The organism is Pseudarthrobacter sp. 05T312 (assembly GCF_056396685.1).
Window position 1 is genome coordinate 20,387 of sequence record NZ_JBFTLY010000001.1, and the last position, 16,653, is coordinate 37,039.

At 68.3% G+C, this 16,653-nt stretch carries 16 protein-coding genes; 7 read left to right on the plus strand and 9 right to left on the minus strand.

What is annotated here, in order from left to right; all coding sequences use genetic code 11:
• Window positions 1–22: 22 nt before the first annotated feature.
• Entirely contained in the window at window positions 23–703 is a 681-nt protein-coding gene (locus AC1DIP_RS00100; RefSeq protein WP_477732403.1) for a hypothetical protein, read from the plus strand.
• Between the two features lie 277 nt (window positions 704–980).
• On the opposite strand, the gene AC1DIP_RS00105 is transcribed toward AC1DIP_RS00100, so the two are convergent.
• The gene (locus AC1DIP_RS00105) at window positions 981–1,271 is read right to left on the minus strand and encodes a hypothetical protein (RefSeq protein WP_476207017.1); all 291 of its coding nucleotides are present in this window, start codon (window positions 1,269–1,271) and stop codon (window positions 981–983) included.
• Between the two features lie 138 nt (window positions 1,272–1,409).
• On the opposite strand from AC1DIP_RS00105, the gene AC1DIP_RS00110 reads away from it, so the two are divergent.
• Window positions 1,410–2,573 carry an acetate kinase gene (locus AC1DIP_RS00110; RefSeq protein ID WP_477732404.1) on the plus strand — a complete coding sequence of 388 codons (1,164 nt, stop codon included), beginning with the start codon at window positions 1,410–1,412 and terminating at the stop codon, window positions 2,571–2,573.
• A 13-nt stretch (window positions 2,574–2,586) separates the two neighbouring features.
• Here AC1DIP_RS00110 and AC1DIP_RS00115 read toward each other — a convergent pair whose 3' ends face one another.
• A complete protein-coding gene (locus AC1DIP_RS00115; protein ID WP_477732405.1) occupies window positions 2,587–3,699 on the minus strand; it encodes a TRAP transporter substrate-binding protein in 1,113 nt (370 codons plus the stop codon).
• Between the two features lie 159 nt (window positions 3,700–3,858).
• Here AC1DIP_RS00115 and AC1DIP_RS00120 point away from each other — a divergent pair, with 159 nt between their 5' ends.
• Window positions 3,859–4,419: a GNAT family N-acetyltransferase gene (locus AC1DIP_RS00120; RefSeq protein WP_477732406.1), complete on the plus strand. Its 561-nt coding sequence runs from the start codon at window positions 3,859–3,861 to the stop codon at window positions 4,417–4,419.
• 3 nt (window positions 4,420–4,422) lie between these two features.
• Here AC1DIP_RS00120 and AC1DIP_RS00125 read toward each other — a convergent pair whose 3' ends face one another.
• The 3 genes from AC1DIP_RS00125 to AC1DIP_RS00135 form a co-directional block, all read right to left on the minus strand.
• Window positions 4,423–5,619 (minus strand): NAD(P)/FAD-dependent oxidoreductase, encoded by a 1,197-nt coding sequence (locus AC1DIP_RS00125; RefSeq protein WP_477732407.1) that lies wholly within the window; start codon window positions 5,617–5,619, stop codon window positions 4,423–4,425.
• Window positions 5,620–5,623: 4 nt separating this feature from the next.
• Entirely contained in the window at window positions 5,624–5,830 is a 207-nt protein-coding gene (locus AC1DIP_RS00130) for a hypervirulence associated TUDOR domain-containing protein (protein ID WP_043452340.1), read from the minus strand.
• A gap of 204 nt (window positions 5,831–6,034) precedes the next feature.
• Window positions 6,035–8,251, minus strand: a complete 2,217-nt coding sequence (locus tag AC1DIP_RS00135) for a S9 family peptidase (protein ID WP_477732408.1) — start codon at window positions 8,249–8,251, stop codon at window positions 6,035–6,037.
• Between the two features lie 135 nt (window positions 8,252–8,386).
• Between AC1DIP_RS00135 and AC1DIP_RS00140 the strand changes: the two genes are divergently transcribed.
• The 4 genes from AC1DIP_RS00140 (at window position 8,387) to AC1DIP_RS00155 (ending at window position 11,609) form a co-directional block, all read left to right on the plus strand.
• Window positions 8,387–8,950 carry a hypothetical protein gene (locus AC1DIP_RS00140; RefSeq protein ID WP_477732409.1) on the plus strand — a complete coding sequence of 188 codons (564 nt, stop codon included), beginning with the start codon at window positions 8,387–8,389 and terminating at the stop codon, window positions 8,948–8,950.
• 12 nt (window positions 8,951–8,962) lie between these two features.
• Window positions 8,963–10,597, plus strand: a complete 1,635-nt coding sequence (locus tag AC1DIP_RS00145; RefSeq protein WP_477732410.1) for an FAD-dependent monooxygenase — start codon at window positions 8,963–8,965, stop codon at window positions 10,595–10,597.
• Window positions 10,598–10,777: 180 nt separating this feature from the next.
• Window positions 10,778–10,975 carry a hypothetical protein gene (locus tag AC1DIP_RS00150; protein WP_387558462.1) on the plus strand — a complete coding sequence of 66 codons (198 nt, stop codon included), beginning with the start codon at window positions 10,778–10,780 and terminating at the stop codon, window positions 10,973–10,975.
• A 211-nt stretch (window positions 10,976–11,186) separates the two neighbouring features.
• Entirely contained in the window at window positions 11,187–11,609 is a 423-nt protein-coding gene (locus AC1DIP_RS00155; RefSeq protein WP_477732411.1) for an Hsp20/alpha crystallin family protein, read from the plus strand.
• Between the two features lie 213 nt (window positions 11,610–11,822).
• Here the strand turns inward: AC1DIP_RS00155 and AC1DIP_RS00160 are convergent, their stop codons facing one another.
• The 4 genes from AC1DIP_RS00160 to AC1DIP_RS00175 form a co-directional block, all read right to left on the minus strand.
• Complete coding sequence (locus tag AC1DIP_RS00160) at window positions 11,823–12,761, minus strand: NAD(P)H-hydrate dehydratase (protein WP_477732412.1); 939 nt, start codon at window positions 12,759–12,761, stop codon at window positions 11,823–11,825.
• Window positions 12,745–13,551, minus strand: a complete 807-nt coding sequence (locus AC1DIP_RS00165; protein ID WP_477732413.1) for a histidine phosphatase family protein — start codon at window positions 13,549–13,551, stop codon at window positions 12,745–12,747. Before AC1DIP_RS00165 ends, AC1DIP_RS00160 begins: the two co-directional genes overlap by 17 nt.
• Before the next feature lie 150 nt (window positions 13,552–13,701).
• Window positions 13,702–15,393 carry an alkaline phosphatase D family protein gene (locus AC1DIP_RS00170; RefSeq protein WP_477732414.1) on the minus strand — a complete coding sequence of 564 codons (1,692 nt, stop codon included), beginning with the start codon at window positions 15,391–15,393 and terminating at the stop codon, window positions 13,702–13,704.
• A 174-nt stretch (window positions 15,394–15,567) separates the two neighbouring features.
• Window positions 15,568–16,617, minus strand: coding sequence for an LCP family protein (locus tag AC1DIP_RS00175; protein WP_477732415.1), 1,050 nt, complete (start codon window positions 16,615–16,617; stop codon window positions 15,568–15,570).
• Between the last annotated feature and the right edge of the window lie 36 nt (window positions 16,618–16,653).

The window sequence follows — 16,653 nt, forward strand, 5'->3', positions numbered from 1 at the left end:
CCCCAAGGCTTAGGAGCCCACCATGTCCATCACCACCACCCGCCTCACCCGCTGGGCCGGCGTCAGCGCCGCCGCCGCGGGTGCACTGTTCATCGGTGTCCAGATCAACCACCCGCACTTGAACGCCGAGTTCGCTGTCACGACGGAGTATGCAGTCCGCCAATCCCTCAAGATCCTCATGGCCTGGCTGTCCCTGATCGGCATCACCGGCATCTACCTTCGTCAGGCTTCACGGGGAAGCGTCCTGGGGTTGGTGGGATACCTTGTATTCGCCGCGGGCTACCTCATCATGACCGGCATGGAACTGATCGGACTTGTGGTCCTTCCAACGGTGGCCCGGACCAATCCCGGCTACGTGAATGACGTCTTTGCCCTGATCCTGGGTGAGCCGGTGCATGGTGATGTGGGCCTGATGACGGTGCTAAACCTGGCCGGTGCAGCCACATTCCTGGGTGGCGGCCTCTTGTTCGGCATCGCACTGTTCCGTGCCCGGGTCCTGGCCCGCTGGGCCGCCGCACTCCTGGCCGCAGCCTCGGTGGCAACCCTGGCCATACCCTTCCTGCCGCAGGTCAACGAGCGGCTGTTCGCCATTCCCACCGGTGTGGCCATGATCGGCCTCGGGTACTCCCTCTGGCGGGGGCTGAAGCCTGCTGGCGAGTCCCCGGCCCCAACCCAGGTACTGGGCCAGGTCGGTATGCCGTGACCGCCGTCCCTCGACAAGAGAAGCCCGGCCGGTACCGCATCCGTGTCGGAGGGCACCTTGACCGGAACTGGTCTGCCTGGTTTGGAGGGCTGGCGGTGACGCACGACGACGGGGGAACCACCTCCTTAAGCGGGACGGTCCCGGACCAAGCGGCCCTTCACGGGCTGCTTGCCAGGGTCCGTGACCTTGGCCTAGTGCTCATCTCGGTGGAGGCGGAGGGAACGCATGACGGCGGTACCGGGCTTTTCCAACAAAGCCCGGTACCGCCGTCGAACGCCTAGCTGTTGTCCGGCTTGGCGGGGCTCTCAGGGTCTTCCTGCTTTGCGGGTTCGTCGGAGAGGCCCTGCGGTGTGAGGTCCAGGTCTTCGGGGTTCTCCGGTGCTTCCGGCGCCTCGCCGGTTTCCGCAGCCTTTAGATTCCCGGTATCGTCCAGCGCCGGGTTGGCGCCCTCCACCCCCGTCGGATCACCCTTGCTGCCCGAATCCGGTTGCGCGTTGAGCGGGGCGGTGCTGCTGGATCCCGTGTTGGTGGGGTCGTTCTCGTCGATCGAATTGGGCTCGTTCGTCATGGAATTGTCCTCTCGGCGTGGTCCAGCCTGGTCTGCCGACTCTATGCACAGGCTTCGCTGCTCCGCAAGGAAACGGCGCGGAAGCGTGGCCACATATAGTGGGGTTGAACTGCAGACGCCAGGCTGAGGAGGCCCCGCATGCTCGTGCTCGTCATCAACTCCGGTTCGTCGTCGTTGAAGTACCAGGTCCGTGACGTGGCGGCCGGGACGGTGCTCACCGAGGGACTGATCGAGAAGATCGGCATGGGCAACGGCGGCGGCGGTGACGGTGAGGTCGAAGGCCCGCGGGACCACGCCGAGGCCCTGGAACAGGTTGACGCGGCGATCCACCGGGAGCTGGGGGACCGGGAACTGGGCGCCGTGGGGCACCGGGTGGTCCACGGCGGCGAACGGTTCGCCGAGCCCGTGCTGGTGGACAACGAAATCACCCGTGCCATCGAACGGCTCAACCCGCTGGCTCCGTTGCACAACCCCGCCAACGTCCTGGGCATCCGCGCCATCACCAGGAAATGGCCCAAGATGCCGCAGGTGGCCGTCTTCGACACCGCCTTCCACCGGACCCTGCCCGAGCACGCCTGGCGCTACGCCGTCCCGGACGAGCTGTACACCAACCACGGCATCCGCCGGTACGGCTTCCACGGCACCTCGCACGAGTACGTTGCGCGCCGGGCCGCGGCGCTGCTGGACCTCCCCATCGAGGAGTTCGACGGCGTCATCGCCCACCTGGGCAACGGCGCGTCCGTCACCGCCATCCGGGGCGGCCTCTCCGTGGACACCTCCATGGGCTTCACCCCGCTCGAAGGCCTGGTGATGGGCACCCGCTCCGGCGACCTGGACCCGTCCATCCTGGTGTTCCTGGGCCGTGCCGGGTGGACGCCGGAGGACATTGACACCATGCTGAACCGTGAATCCGGACTGAAGGGCCTGGCCGGCAACAACGACATGCGCTCCGTGGTGGAAGCCTCGGAGGCCGGCGATGAGAAGGCCAGGATGGCGCTCGCCGTCGCCTCCTACCGGCTGGCCAAGTACATCGGCGGCTACCACGTGGCCGTCGGCGGGGCCAAGGCGCTGGTGTTCACGGCCGGAATCGGCGAGAACTCGCAGCAGTTCCGGGCGCACGTGGCGGACCGGCTCGGTGCCCTGTGCATCGAGCTCGACGGCGGCCTGAACGCTGAGCGGTCAAAGGAACCGCGCGTCATTTCCACGCCGTCCTCGGCAATTCCCGTCCTGGTGGTTCCCACCGACGAGGAGCGTGCCATCGCGGAGGCGACGGCCGCCGTCGTCGGGTCAGCTGCCGCCTGATCCCGTCTGATCCTCAGTAGGTGTCGTAGTCGCATGGTTTGACCGCGGGGTCTGCCGGAGTCCTGGCGGCCAAATCCTGGAGCCGTCCAATCATCTCCTTGGTATCCGCATCCTGCTCCAGGACCCCGTAGACCGGTGCTGCGGCAGCACGGAAGGCGGCGAGCTCCTCCTCTGTTGCCAGGACCACCTGGCCGCCACCCTCGCAGTACTTCCGGACTTGCGCAGAGAGTGGTGCCAGCAGGGCGGAGGCCCATTCCCTGGTGGAATCGGCGGCCTCCTGGAGAATCTGCTGTTCGTCCGCGGTGAGGGCAGCCCTGGCCTTGTTGTTGATCACCAAAGTACTGATCTTCGAATGCACCACAAGGTTTCCGGTGGCGACTGCACGGCCCGTCGTGTTCCGTGCGCCCGGCAAATCCTGGGCGTAGGCCATGGAGGATTCGGCGCCGCCCACCGTTCCCCTCTCCACGCCTTCACCGAATTCCTGGTCGGACAGGTCCACGGGGACGGCGCCCAGGGACGCGAGGACGGCAAAGGTGGTGTCGGACAGGGGCGCCCTGACCACCATGCCCTTGACATCCGCCAGGGTGAGGATGGGTGTGGTGAAGGAGAACAGCATCCTCGGACCGTCCGGAAAGAGCGCCAGGCCTGTGACCCCTGCACTTTCGAGGCCGGCCAGCATCCCCCGCGCGTGCTCCGGTTTCACTACTTCCTTGATCATGGCGCTTGATGTCACCAGGAAGGGCGCGGAGAGTGCCCGGAAATCCAGTACACCCTCGGTGTCCCACGTCCGGGCCGGCACCACGGCCATCTCCAGATCTCCGCTCATCACCCGGCGGGCAACCAGCTGGTCCCAGCCCTTGTCCGTGTCCCCTCCCGCCCGGTACACCGGGTCAACCATCAGGGTCCGGTGGGAGCGGGCCTGCACCTGCCGGGCAAATTCCTCGATCTGGCCGCGGGTTGGGCCTATCGCATCGTCCTGGGTGCCGATGCGGAGCACTTTGGCGCTGGGGGCTGCTGTGGTTGCTGCCCTGGTGGGGTCCTTCGTGGAGTCCTCGTAGGTGCAGGAAGCGGCGCCCAGCAGAATGCCGACGGCGACCAGGGCTGCCCAGGGCTGTGCGGACTTCACTCTTGCCCCTACTTTCCAAGCTTTCCAAAGGAACAACACGGGCGCCAGCGAGCCGTACGCGAACGGTACTCCCGGAGGTTCGCCGTGGCAAGAGGCCGCCGACCGTGAGAGGTGGGAGCCGTCGTCGTTCTTTGCCGGGCGGTGGCGTAACCTCGATCCATGCCTGAAATCCGTCTGCCCATCACCACCGAACGGCTGGTCCTGCGCCGGTTCGACGGCGGCGACCTGGACGCCTTCCACGCCTACCACTCGCTGCCGGACACCGCCCGTTTCCTCCCCGGGCCGGCCAAGACCTATACGCAGTCCATGGAGCGGGTGGGCAGGTACGCCAACTTCGTCTTCGAGAAGGAGGGCGACTGGGTGGCCCTGGCCATCGAAGCAGCCGAAGATCCGGGCCTGCTGGGTGAAGTGGTCCTGAAATGGCTACCGGGCCAGGGCCAGGCCGAGGTTGGGTGGACCCTGGCGCCGGCGGCCCGCGGCAAGGGTTACGGCACGGAAGCGGCCGACGCCGTGCTCCGCCTCGGCTTCGAGGAACTTGGCCTGCACCGGATCGAGGCGCGGCTGGATGAACTCAACCATGCTTCGGCCGCACTCTGCAGTCGGCTGGGCATGCGGCCGGAGGCACGGCACGTCGATAAATGGCGTTACAAGGGACAGTGGGCCACCGAGCTTGTCTACGCCATCCTGGCTGCCGAATGGCGTGTTGGGGCTGGCGGTTAGCTTTTAAGCCCGGCCCTTGAGGATCAGGTTCCAGTAAATCTTGGGAAACAGGTCCCGGTCCACAACCCAGGACAGCCGGCTCTCGTTCCAGGTGGGCACCCGGGGGATGGTGGGCTTGGGCCGGTAGTTGTCGTCGAATTCGGCGAACACTACGGTGTCCCGTGACACGGTGAACGGGCAGACCGAGTAGCCGTCATACCTCGCCCGCAGCGGCTTTCCTTTCCTGGCGGCCACGAGGTTCTTGGCCACCACCTTGGTCTGCTTGCGCAGCGCCCCGCCGGACTTGGAATTGGTGGTCCCCGCGGCGTCGCCCAGGGACCACACGTTGGGATAGCGGAGATGGCGCAGCGTCTGCCGGTCCACTTCCACGAAGCCGCCCGCGTCACCGGCAGCCGGCAGGTCCGTGGCCTTGAGCCAGTCCGGAGCCGACTGCGGCGGGACGGCATTGATGAAGTCGTAGGCCAGGTCCTCCGTGGTGTGGGCCGCGTGGTCCCGGATGGTGGCCCTGCGCCCGGCAGGGCTGACCGCAACCAGCTCACTGTTGGTCCGCAGTTCAATCCCGTACTCGGAGATCTTGCGGTTCAGTTCGCGGTCCACCTCCGGCACCCCGAAGACGGTGGGGTAGGGCTGCACCATCACCACCCGGATCTTGTCCAGGACCCCCTGTTCCCGCCAGTAGTCGCAGGCCAGGTACATGGGTTTCTGGGCGGCCCCGCCGCACTTGATAGGGCCCGCCGGCATGGTGAACACGGCGGTCCCGGAGGTCATGGCGCTGAGCAGCGTCCAGGCTTTGGGGGCCAGTTCAAACTCATAGTGGGAGGCGCCGTTCGGCGAATGGACAGCCTCGGCGAGTCCGGGCACCGCGTCCCAGTCGTACTGGAGCCCCGGGCATACCACCAGCTGCCCGTACGCCACCCGGGCCCCCGATTCCAGGGTGACGGTGTTGCCCATCGGATCCACGCCGGCGGCGGCATCCCGGATCCAGGTCACGCCGTTGGGGATAACCGATTGCTGCGGCCGGATGGCCTCCCCGGCCTGCGCCCGGCCGCCTGCGATATGCGAGAAAAGCGGCTGATAGAGGTGGTGGTCCCGGGGTTCGATCACTGCCACGTCCTTGACGCCGTAGCGCTGCAGCCGCGCCGCCAGGGAGATGCCGGCGTTCCCTCCGCCAATGACCACTACCTCGTGCTGGGCAGCCACCGGACTACTTCTTCTCGGTCAGCGCGGATGCCTTGTGCGCCGCCCGGGCGCCGGTCTTGTCCGATTCCACCACGTACTGCGGCTCATCCTCGCTGGCGCGGTGGGTGTTGCCGTCGAGCTCGAAGTCACTGGTCTTCTTCTCAACGATCCTGCCGTGCGTCTTGCCCTGTGAAGTGTTCCACTCCACGTGCGTTCCCTTACTCAATGACATGCCTGCTCCTCTGGTATCCCGTGCCGAAAAACAAGTGCCCCCCAATGGTAAGCATGGTGAGCTTTTACGGGTACGCCGATGCGCATCGATTGCTCCGTAACTGCCGTATTGAGGGCTGAAAACGGCGTTTACGTGGGCCCACGCCGGCAGGGTTCCCCAGCCGAGCTTGCGAGGCCAGGGGGCCGGTGGGGAGCAACCGATGGGTTACTTCAGGCCGGCGCCGGGGAGGAGTTCCGTGGCGCCCAGGGCATCGGCGATGAACGCGTAGTCCCAGGCCCGTTCGCGCCACTGCACGTACCGGCCGGAGGCGCCGCCGTGGCCGCCGTCCATCTCGATCTTCATGACGATGGGCTCGGTCCCCGTGGTCTTGTTCCGCAGTTCCTGCACCCACTTGGCCGGCTCCACGTAGAGGACCCGGGTGTCGTTGAAGGACGTCACGGCGGCGATCTTGGGGTACGCCACCTCCCGCACGTTCTCATACGGGGAGTAGGACTTCATGTAGGCGTAGGCCTGGGGATCGGTGATGGGGTTGCCCCATTCCTCCCACTCCAGCGCGGAGAGCGGCAGGTCCGGGTCCAGGATGCTGGTGAGCGGGTCCACGAACGGCACCTGCGCCACAATGGCGGCGTACTTTTCGGGCGCCATGTTGGCGATGGCGCCCATCAGCAGCCCGCCCGCGGAGCCGCCGAGAGCGGCGATCCGGGCCGGGTGCACCCATCCGGAGCCTGCCAGCCAGTCGGTGGCGTCCACGAAGTCGGTGAAGGTGTTCTTCTTGGTGAGCTTCTTGCCGTCCTCGTACCAGTGCCGCCCCAGCTCGCCGCCGCCGCGGATGTGGGCGATCACGAACACGATGCCGCGGTCCAGCAGCGACAACCGCGCGATGCCGAAGCCCGGGTCCATGCTCATCTCATACGAGCCGTACCCGTAGACCAGGCCAGCCGCCGTCGAATCCTGCTTCACGCCCTTGTGCCGCAAGACGGACAGCGGGATACGTGTGCCGTCGCCGGCGGTCGCCCATTCCCTGGTGGCCACGTAGTCGCTGCCGTCATAGCCGCCCAGGACCGGGCTTTCCTTGCGCAGCAGCAGCTCACCGGCCGGCTGCCCGGGCGTGGGCAGGACGAAATCGTAGATGCGCGACGGCGTGAAGTAGGACGTGTAGCCCAGCCGGATGACGGGGGATTCATAGTCCGAGCCGCCCACGCCGGCGGTGTAAAGCTCCTCGTCGAAAGCCGGTTCCACGGGCTCCTGCTGGGCGGGCGTGCCCAGGCCGGCCAGTCCCATCACCTGCACGCGTTCGATGGTGTCCTTGCGGATGGACACCACCAGGTGCGTGGCGGTGACGCCGGCGCCGTTGACGCGCACGTCGTCGGAATGCCCGACGACGGTCTGCCAGGCCTGCTCGGCCAGCGGCTTTTCCAGCTCGGCCGGGTAAGCCAGGGAGACCATGGAGTTGATGGCGCCGCGGTTGTGCGTGAGCAGGATGCGTTCCTCCCCGTCCAGCAGGAAAGGCTCTGCCTCGTACAGGACGCGCTCGTTGCGGGAAATCACCGTAGTGACGGTGCCGGCAGGATCGTCGAAGCGCAGCAGCCTGGTTTCGCTGTACTCCGAGCATCCGATCCCCAGCACCAGGTGGCGCCGGTCCGCGGAGAGTTCGAAGCCCAGCCACATGGCGGCGTCGTCCTCCTGGTACACCACCACGTCCTCCGACACGGGCGTGCCCAGGACGTGCGCCTTCACCTGGTACGGGCGCCAGGAGTCGTCCACCACGGTGTAGAACAGGCGGGTGCCGTCCGGGGAGAACGCCACCCCGTAGAAGATGTTCTCGATGACATCCGGCAGCAGGCCGCCCGTGCGCAGGTCCTTGATCCGCAGCGTGAAGCGTTCGTCGCCGGCGTTGTCCACCGCATAGGCGTACAGGTTTCCGTCCACGGTGACCGCCGTCCCGCCAACGGAGAAAAACGGCTTGCCTTCGGCCTCCACGTTGCCGTCCAGAAGGATCTCCTCGCCCGGGATTTCCACCCCGGCCTCCACGGCCGGCGGCGTCCAGTCGGCCACCTTGTCCCCGGTGTCCTCTGCCTTTACCCGGCAGTGGATGCCGTACTCCTTGCCCTCCGCGGAGCGGCTGAAGTACCACCAGCCGTCCTTGCGGTGCGGGACGGACAGGTCGGTCTCCTGGGTGCGGCCCTTGATCTCCTGGAAGATGGCCTCCCGGAGCGGTGCCTGGTGCGCGGTGACGGCTTCCTGGTAGGCGTTTTCGGCCCTCAGGTGCTCCACCACCTCCGCCGATTCCTTGTCCCGCAGCCACTCGTAGTTGTCCACGAACGTCTCCCCGTGGTGCGTGCGTTCGGTGGGGATCTTCTTGGCAACCGGGGGGACCGGGGCAGCGGTACCGGTGGAATCCTGCAGGAAAGTGGAGGTCATGGATTCAATATATAGACCCCCTCCGGCAACCCCGCAGGGCGTTCGCTACCGGGGGAGCCGAAAGGGGCGAAAGACTCTGGGTGCCTGCCGCGCGGCCCGGCAGGCTGGAAGGGCTTTGCGAGGATAGGAGGCACCATGACCGTCGAATCCGGACCCGCTCCCCGGGCCCAGGCATGGCTGGCGGTGGCCCGCTGCGTGGCGGCGTCCGGTGCCATGCTGGTCCGCCGGCAGGTCCATCTTCCGAAACACAATGTTGGCAGGGTGCTGCGGTTCGCCGACGGAAGCACCGCGCGGGTCTACCGGGAGACCTCCGTCGACCGCCGGACCGCCGAGCCCTGCGTCCTGGTGGTGGCCTTCACCCTCCGGCTGGTCCGCGGCAGGGCGCACCGCCTGTTCGAGGCGGAGAGCCTGCTGAACACCCCGCTCTTTGTGGGGTTCCCGGGGTTTGTCTCCAAGCTTTGGTGCGCCCACGACACCTTCGGCGCCTACCGCGGGCTGTACGAATGGGACGGTCCAGAACGCGCCCGCAAGTACGCCGCAGCCCTGTGGCGCGTCCTGGAACTGGTCAGCGTCCCCGGGTCCATCAGCTACAAGGTGCTTCCTGGACTGCGCCGCGACGAGGTGCTCGCCAACCCCGCCGCGATGACGGCCGCCGTCCAGGCAGACCACGCCTGGTGGCGGCTCCTCAACCCCAACTAACATCCGCCGCCCATGGCACCCGGTCAAGGTACGACGGCGGACAGCGACGTCCTGGTGGTCGGCGCTGGTCCCGCCGGACTCACCACTGCCCTCCAGGCGCACGCCCACGGCGCCACAGTTCGGGTGGTGGACCGGCGCGCGAGCAGAGCGCGTCCTTCCCGCGCCATGATGCTGCACGCCAGGGCGCTGGAGGGCCTGCGCCCCCTGGGGGTGACCGATGAGCTGCTCAACCGCGCCGACACCACTCCCGAGGCACGCATCCACCTGGGCCGGCACGTTGTCGAAGCCCGGCTGGGCCACGCGGACCTCCCGGACACGGCCTTCCCACACCTCACCCTGGTCCGGCAGGCCGACGTCGAGGACGTCCTCTGCCAGGCGCTTCAGGCCCGGGGGATCCACGTGGACTGGGGCGTGGAGTTCCGCGGGTTCGAGCGGGAGCCAGCCCTGGCGTCCACGCAAAGCCTGGTGCGCGCGGAGCTGCATCCCGCCGGGGGCCTGGGGCGCAACCTGGCGGAGCACCACGTGTCCCGGTTCCTGGCCGGCTGCGACGGGCAGGCAAGTACTGTCCGGGGCCTGACCGGTGCGCAGTGGCGCGGGGGCCCGTACGGGGTGGAAGCGGTCATGGCCGACCTTGAACTTGATGGCTCCCTGGACGAGGGGTTGCTGCACGTGGCCGTCGGCGCAGCCGGGCTGGTCTTCCTGTTCGCGCTGGGCGAGGGTGCCACCTGGCGGATGCTGGCAACCCGTCCGGCAACCCCGGCGCCCGGAGCCCGGTTCGGCCAGCTGGGTCCACCCATTCCCGCCGAGGAGGTGGCCAGGCTGGTGGGGGAGTCGGGACTGGGTGGATCCGGTCTGGGTGCTGCGGTCAGCGAGGTGCGCTGGTCGGCGCAGATTCCGCTGCAGCACCGGATTGCCAGCACCTTCGGCTCCAGTCCCGTCTTCCTGGCCGGAGATTCCGCGCACGCCCACTCACCCGCCGCCGGCCAGGGCATGAACAACGGCATCCTCGATGCCCTCAACCTCGGCTGGAAGCTGGGCTTCGCCTCGTCCGCAGGCACGCCGCTCCCGGAACTGCTGGAAAGCTACGGACAGGAGCGGCGGCTGGCGGCCCGGCGGGTGCTGGCGCTGACGCACGTGATCTTTTTCGGCGAAGCCTCGCCGCATCGGGTGGCCCGCCTGGCCCGGAGCGTCCTGCCCGTCTTCGCGCCGGTGCTGCCGCTGCTGCTGCGCCGGCGGTGGCTCACTTCCAAGGGCATCAGGCTGCTGGCCCAGCCGTTCGTGAACTACCGCGGCAGTGCGATATCACGTGACCGGATGCCCAGGGGCGGCGGATGGCCGCGGCCTGGGGAGCGGCTGCCGGACGGGCCCGCCGCCGTGGGCGGACGGGTGGCCCGACTTCACGACCTGACCGCTGTGCCGGGCATACACCTGTTGTTCGAGCGCGACGCCGGCCCGGGCCCCGCGGGTGCCGGCCCCGCTTTCCCTGCGGGTCCCGGTTCGCCACTGGTCCACGTCCACCGGCTCACCAGCCACCCCGGGCGGGGCGTGGTGGCGGTCCGCCCGGACGGGTACGTCGGCTACCGCTGCGGCGAGGCGGACCCCGGCCAGTTGGGGTCCTGGCTGCGGCTGGTGGGTGCCGCGGACTAAGCGCTGCGCACGGTGGAAACCTCCCGCCGTCGTGATGCTCCATCACTTACGGCTCCCAAACCCGGTGTCTAGGAACCACGACTGATGGAGCAACCGGGGAGTGGAGGGTGGTTGCCGGCGGGGCGCAAGCGTAGGCTGGTCAGTTCAAGGCACATCCGCCCAGTGTGAGAAGGGAAGTTCATGACCATCCCGCCAGTGCACGAACCTGAGCCGTTTCCGCCGGAACCCGGCCCGGAGCCCACCTCCCCGGACCCCACCCAGCCGCGCCCGCCCGGCCCGCCGTCCCCGAACCCGTTCCCCGCGCCGGAGCCCCCGGGCCCGCTGCCCGTCCCGGATCCCGGCCCCGCGCCGCTCCGCCCGGACCCCACCAGGGACTGACCGCCATCCTCGGAAAGGGCCCTTCCACTGCCTGCCTATGCACAGCTGGAAGGGCCCTTTTGTGTGCCCACGGGGGCGGAAAATCTTCCGGAATCCGCTGCTGGAAACCCTTGCGGACCTGGTCTTCCAGTGCTAAAAAATCTATATCAGCCACCATAGATCGGCTGATGTGGGAAATGATGTTGGACCATCTCTTACGAGGAGGGAAGCCATGTTGATGCGAACCGATCCGTTCCGCGAGCTGGACAGGCTGGCCCAGCAGGTCCTCGGCACGGCTGCACGCCCGGCGGCGATGCCGATGGATGCATGGCGTGAGGACCAGGAATTCGTCGTGGCCTTCGATTTGCCCGGCGTTACGGCGGACTCGGTGGACCTGGATGTTGAACGGAATGTCCTGACGGTGCGGGCCGAACGCCCGGACCCCGTGGGCAAGGACACCGAATTGGTCGCCTCCGAACGGCCGCGCGGCGTCTTCAGCCGCCAACTGATCCTCGGTGACACGCTGGATACTGACCACGTCAAGGCCAGCTACGACGCCGGCGTCCTGACGCTGCGGATCCCGGTCGCCGAAAAGGCCAAGCCGCGCAAGATCGAGATTGAAACGAAGGGGGCAAAGCAGGAAATCGCCGCTTAGTTTCACCACAGGACCGGGAGGCGGGCACATCTGTTGACTGCCTTTTTGGGGCGTATCGCCATTCTGTGCACGCCACAGCGCCAGACAGCGCATCGGCAGCGTAGGCCTTAACCTCCCGCCACGGTGGCCCCCGGTTCCGGCCGGGGGCCATCCACGCGTCCGGGGACATGCGTCCGGGATCCGGCCGCCCGGCCCCGCCGCCGGGGCCTGCGTTCAGACGCTGAGTTCCAGCATCAGCGCGGGCAGTTCATCGGCCAGCTCGCGGGCCAGGAATCCCAGCGGCCCCATCCTGCTGGCCAGCCGGTCCGCGGCCGCCGCGTGCAGGTGCGTACCCCAGCAGGCTGCCTGCGCGGCGGTGGTGCCGCGCGCCCGGAGCCCGGAAATCGCCCCCGCCAAGACGTCGCCGCTGCCGGACGTGCCCAAACCGCCGTACCCGGTGGTGATTTTCCACAGGGCGGGGCCGTCGGCATCGAGCCCCGTTGGCTTGCTGATCAGCCCCTGGCAGCTGACCACGGCACCAAACCGTTCAGAGATTTCGGCGACGTCCTTTTCGAGGTCCGCCACGTCCCGTCCCAGCAGGATCGCCGCTTCGGTGGGATTCGGCGTGAGGATCAACCGGCCGCGCCAAGGGTCCAGCTGGTCCTCCAGGTGCACCATAGCGGCCAGGGCATAGGCATCGAGGACGACGGCGGGACCTCCTTGGCTGCCGTCGGGATCGCCGGAGGTGCCGTCCCCGCCACGGCCAGCCTCGCGGCGAAGCATGGCCTGCAGCAGTTCGCCGGCGAGGTCGGGGTCGTCCAGCCCGGGCCCGACCAGCAGGGTGTCCGCCCGGTCCAGGTAGGAGGAGATGCCATCGAGTTCGGCCTTGACGGAGCCGCCGGACGTTTCCGGCATCGGGATGGCCCCGCATTCCGGTACCGCCACTCCAAGTTGTACGGCCACCGACTCCGCCACGGCCAGCGTAAGTTTCCCCGCTCCCGCACGCAGCGCCGAAACGCCTGCCAGCAGTGCCGCACCGGGGGTGGAGCGGGCGCCGCCCACCACCAGCACCGAGCCGCGGGAATACTTGTCAGCGCCCGGTGCCGGCAACCGCCAGTCCCGCAGGAGCGAGGGCGTTACGGGGACGGGAGAGGAGTCACTGCGGCTGGACACTGGTATCTCCTCCGTGCTCCGTGACCGCGACGCCCTGCTCGGCCAGGTGGTCGGCAACATTGAAGCTCTCCAGTGTCCACGGGCCCGCGCCGGACGGGCGGACGAACCGGGTCACCGACGCGTTGAGGATGGCTTCCCTGGCGGCAAGGTCCAGCAGCTCTTCTTCACTGAGCCCGTCCAGCACGTAGCGGAACAGCATGATCACGGCGTCGTGGCACACCAGCATCACCCGGTGTCCGTTGCCCAGGTTGTTCAACTCCGCCAGGACGGACCGGAGCCGCAGTGCCACGTCGGCCCAGGATTCCCCTCCGGGCGGCCGGTAGTACAGCTTGCCGAGCCAGTCCCGGCGCTCGGATTCCTCCGGGTAGCGGTTCTCCACTCCCAGCCGGGTGAGCCGGTCCAGGATGCCCAGCTCACGGTCCCGGAGCCGCTCGTCCGTGCGCACCTGCACCGGCCACCCGGCGGTTTCCACCGCGATCTCGGCCGTCTGCCGGGCCCGAGCATAGGGGGAGGACACCACAGCGTCCGGCCGCAGCTCCGCAGCGATCCGGCCCAGGGCGCTGCCCAGCGCTTTGGCCTGGTCCCGTCCCGTCCCGGACAGGTTCACGTCCGCATCGCGGGCGGGAACCTCGATGACCTCCACCCCGGCTTCCCGCGCCTCGGTGGCCGCAACGTTGCCTTCGCTTTCCCCGTGCCGGATCAACAGCAGCTCCACGGCCCCGGCCTCCTGGACTGCCTGGGTCAGGCCGTCGTCGTCCGCCGCAGCACCCTTCGTCCGCTCATCCTTCACAACACCACCCCGTCCGCTCGCCGTGCCAAATGCAGGAACATTACCCACGGCGTACCCACGGCACGGCGGAAAATAACGGGCGACGGCGGCAGGGCACCGTGGGTGCGTGCGCCGCAGTCGCCATTGCAACAGAACGGGAGGGAACCGACGTTACCGCTCGGGGGTCAGGACCTTCGAGAACACGGTGGCGCCGTTGGCGTTGCGGAGGCTCACGGTGAAGCTGTTGTCCTCACCCAGCTGGACGTGCCCGAAGAACTGGTTTTCGCCGTCGCGTGAGGACTCACCGGCGAAGCGTCCGGCCTTGGAGAACACCACCTCGGGGCCGAACGTGCCGTCCATGGCGTTGGGGCCGAAGGATCCTGCCGCGATGGGGCCGGCCACGAACTCCCAGAACGGGTCGAAGTCCGTGAAGGCTGCGCGTTCGGGGGAGTAGTGGTGGGCGGCGCAGTAGTGCACATCGGCGGTGAGCCACACCGTGTTCTTGACGCCGTTGCGCTTGAAGGCACTCAGCACCCCGGCGAGCTCCAGTTCACGGCCCAAGGGGGCACCGGCGTCGCGGTTGGACACGCTTTCCTCGTTCACCGGGCCGTCCGGCACCACGACGCCCAGCGGCAGGTCGTTGGCGATCACCTTCCAGGTGGCCTTGGATTTGCTGACCTCGCTGACCAGCCAGTCCACCTGCTCCTGGCCCAGGATGGCGGTGGCGTAGGGTTCCTTGCCGTCGGTGTTGGGGGACTTGTAGGTGCGCATGTCCAGGCAGAAGATGTCCAGCTGCGGGCCGCGGGAAATCTTCCGGTAGATGCGGGCGGGCTGGTACGTGCCGGCGGCGTCGAATGTTCCCGGACGCCAGATCGCCGAGCTGTCCGCGATGGGCATGTTCTCCTGCCAGGCCTGCCGGCCGCGGGCGGCGAGGGTGTTGACGTCCCGCACGGTGTAGCGGGAGTCGTCGAGGATCTGGCCCGGGTACCAGTTGTTGTGCGTCTCGTGGTCATCCCATTGGGCGATCACCGGCACGTCCGCGAACAGGGCGCGCATGTTGGCGTCCATGGAGTTGTAGCGGTGCCGGCCGCGGAATTCGGTGAGCGTCTCGGCAACCTTGGACACCTCTTCCGTCACCAGGTTCCGCCACACCTGCCCGTCCTTTTCCACCACGGTTTCGGCGATGGGGCCGTCGGCGTAGATGGTGTCCCCGGAGTGGATGAAGAAGTCCGGGCGGGTCTGGTGCATGGCCCGGTAGCCGCGCATGCCGCCGATCTCCTCGTTGATGCCCCACCCCTGGCCGGCCGTGTCGCCGGTCCACACAAAGCTTTGCGCGGACGACGCCGGGACCCCGCCGCCGTTGCCCGTCGCACCGGTGCGGCCCTTGCCGTTGAACGTCCCGGCGTCCGGCGCCGTGCGGAAGCCGCCGCTGACCGTCTCGCCGGCCGCGCCGCCGTCGTCCTCGAAGCTGATCTCCAACGCGAAGCGGGTGTTGGACGGCAGGTTCCCGGCGTGGATCTTCGCGGTGAAGTCGGACGCCTGGGTGGCGCGGGGCCCGCGGAGGACCCGCTCAAAGGCGCCGCGCCCGCGCAGGACCTGGCCGGCGTCGTCCACTGCCCGCAGGACTGCCGTCATCCGCCCGGCGCCCGAGGCACGGGACCAGAGCACGGCGGAATCGGAGGTGACGTCGCCTGTGGCGATGCCGCTGGGCAGGGTGAGCCGGTTGCGGACCAGCGCGACGCCGGCGGGAGACTGGGTGGCGGCCGTTGCGTTGGCTGCAGGAACGGAGGCCAGCGCGGCGGCGAGGACGGAACTCTTGACGATGGTGCGGCGGGAAACCCCGGCCTGGGAAGACTCAGTCATGTCCCCAGCCTTTCCCGGGCCGGCACACAAACGCTGGCGGCCGGGTGAACCCGGGGTGTACGACGCGCAAATTCACCCGCGACGCGCAGATTCCCTGGCGCCCCCGGGATGTGGGCCGCGGAAAGGAATATCCGCCGCGGCAACGGGTATGCGCATCGCTGCGCGCCTCCCGGGCTAAGGCTTCGCGAAGTCGCCGATCCGGCCCTCCCGCAAGGCCGCACCCACCGCCGCAATGCCAGCGTAATCGGGAAACAGCACGGACTGGCCGGCCACAAAGCCGGATCCCAGCGTGGGAAGGGTCATGGTTCCGATGGCGTTCACGTCAAGGTTGCGCAGGCTGTACGCGAGGATGGCAGCCTGGACGGGGTCAAAGGCCTTGTCCACCGTCAGGCAGCAGGAGGCGAAATCGACCAGCGACCGCACCGCTGTCACATCGTTGAGGGCGCCGCCTCCCGTGAGCCGGGCCAGGATCGCGCGGAGCATGATCTGCTGGTCGCGGACCCGCTGGAAATCGCCGTCGGAGAAGGCGTAGCGCTCGCGGGAGAATTCGAGGGCGGCCTGGCCATCGAGGTGGTTCATGCCGGCGCTGAAGACGTGCTGGGTTTCGATGCTGGACTGGAAGTCCATGGGCACGTTGACGTCGATGCCGCCCAGGCCGTCCACCAGGAGCTTGAACCCGCCGAAGTCAAGCATCAGGGTGTGGTCGATGGTGATGCCCAGCAGCTGCTGCACGGTGGCGGTCTCCATGTCGATACCGCCGTACTGCAGCCCGGCGTTGATCTTGGCGCTGCCGAAACCGGGGATGTCCACCCAGTTGTCCCGGTTGATCGAGATGAGGTAGAGGTTCCGCCGGTCGGCAGGGACGTGGACCACCATGAGGGTGTCCGCCCGCTGGTCCTGGGGTTCGCCGGTGGCAGCCGTGTGGGCCGCGGCGTCGCGGGCCGGGGTGTCACGGATGTCGCTGCCGATGACAAGGATGTTCATGGGGGCCGCCGGCAGGTCCGGGATCGGCGCCGGTGGTGGCGGTGGGGCGGGGGCCGGTGGAGGAGTTTCCGACGGCGTGGGCGAGGGCGTGGGCGTCGGGCTGGGCGACTGGGTCTGGGTGGCTGCCGGCTGGGCTTCCTGGCCGGCCCGGTTCAGGCTGAAGACCGCGACGCCGGCGGCCACCACCAGCACCAGCGCCACCAGCGCGGCGATCCAGCGGCGCCGCCCCAGGGCAAGCATCCAGGCAGGCCGGGGGGAACTGGTTGGGCCGGGTTT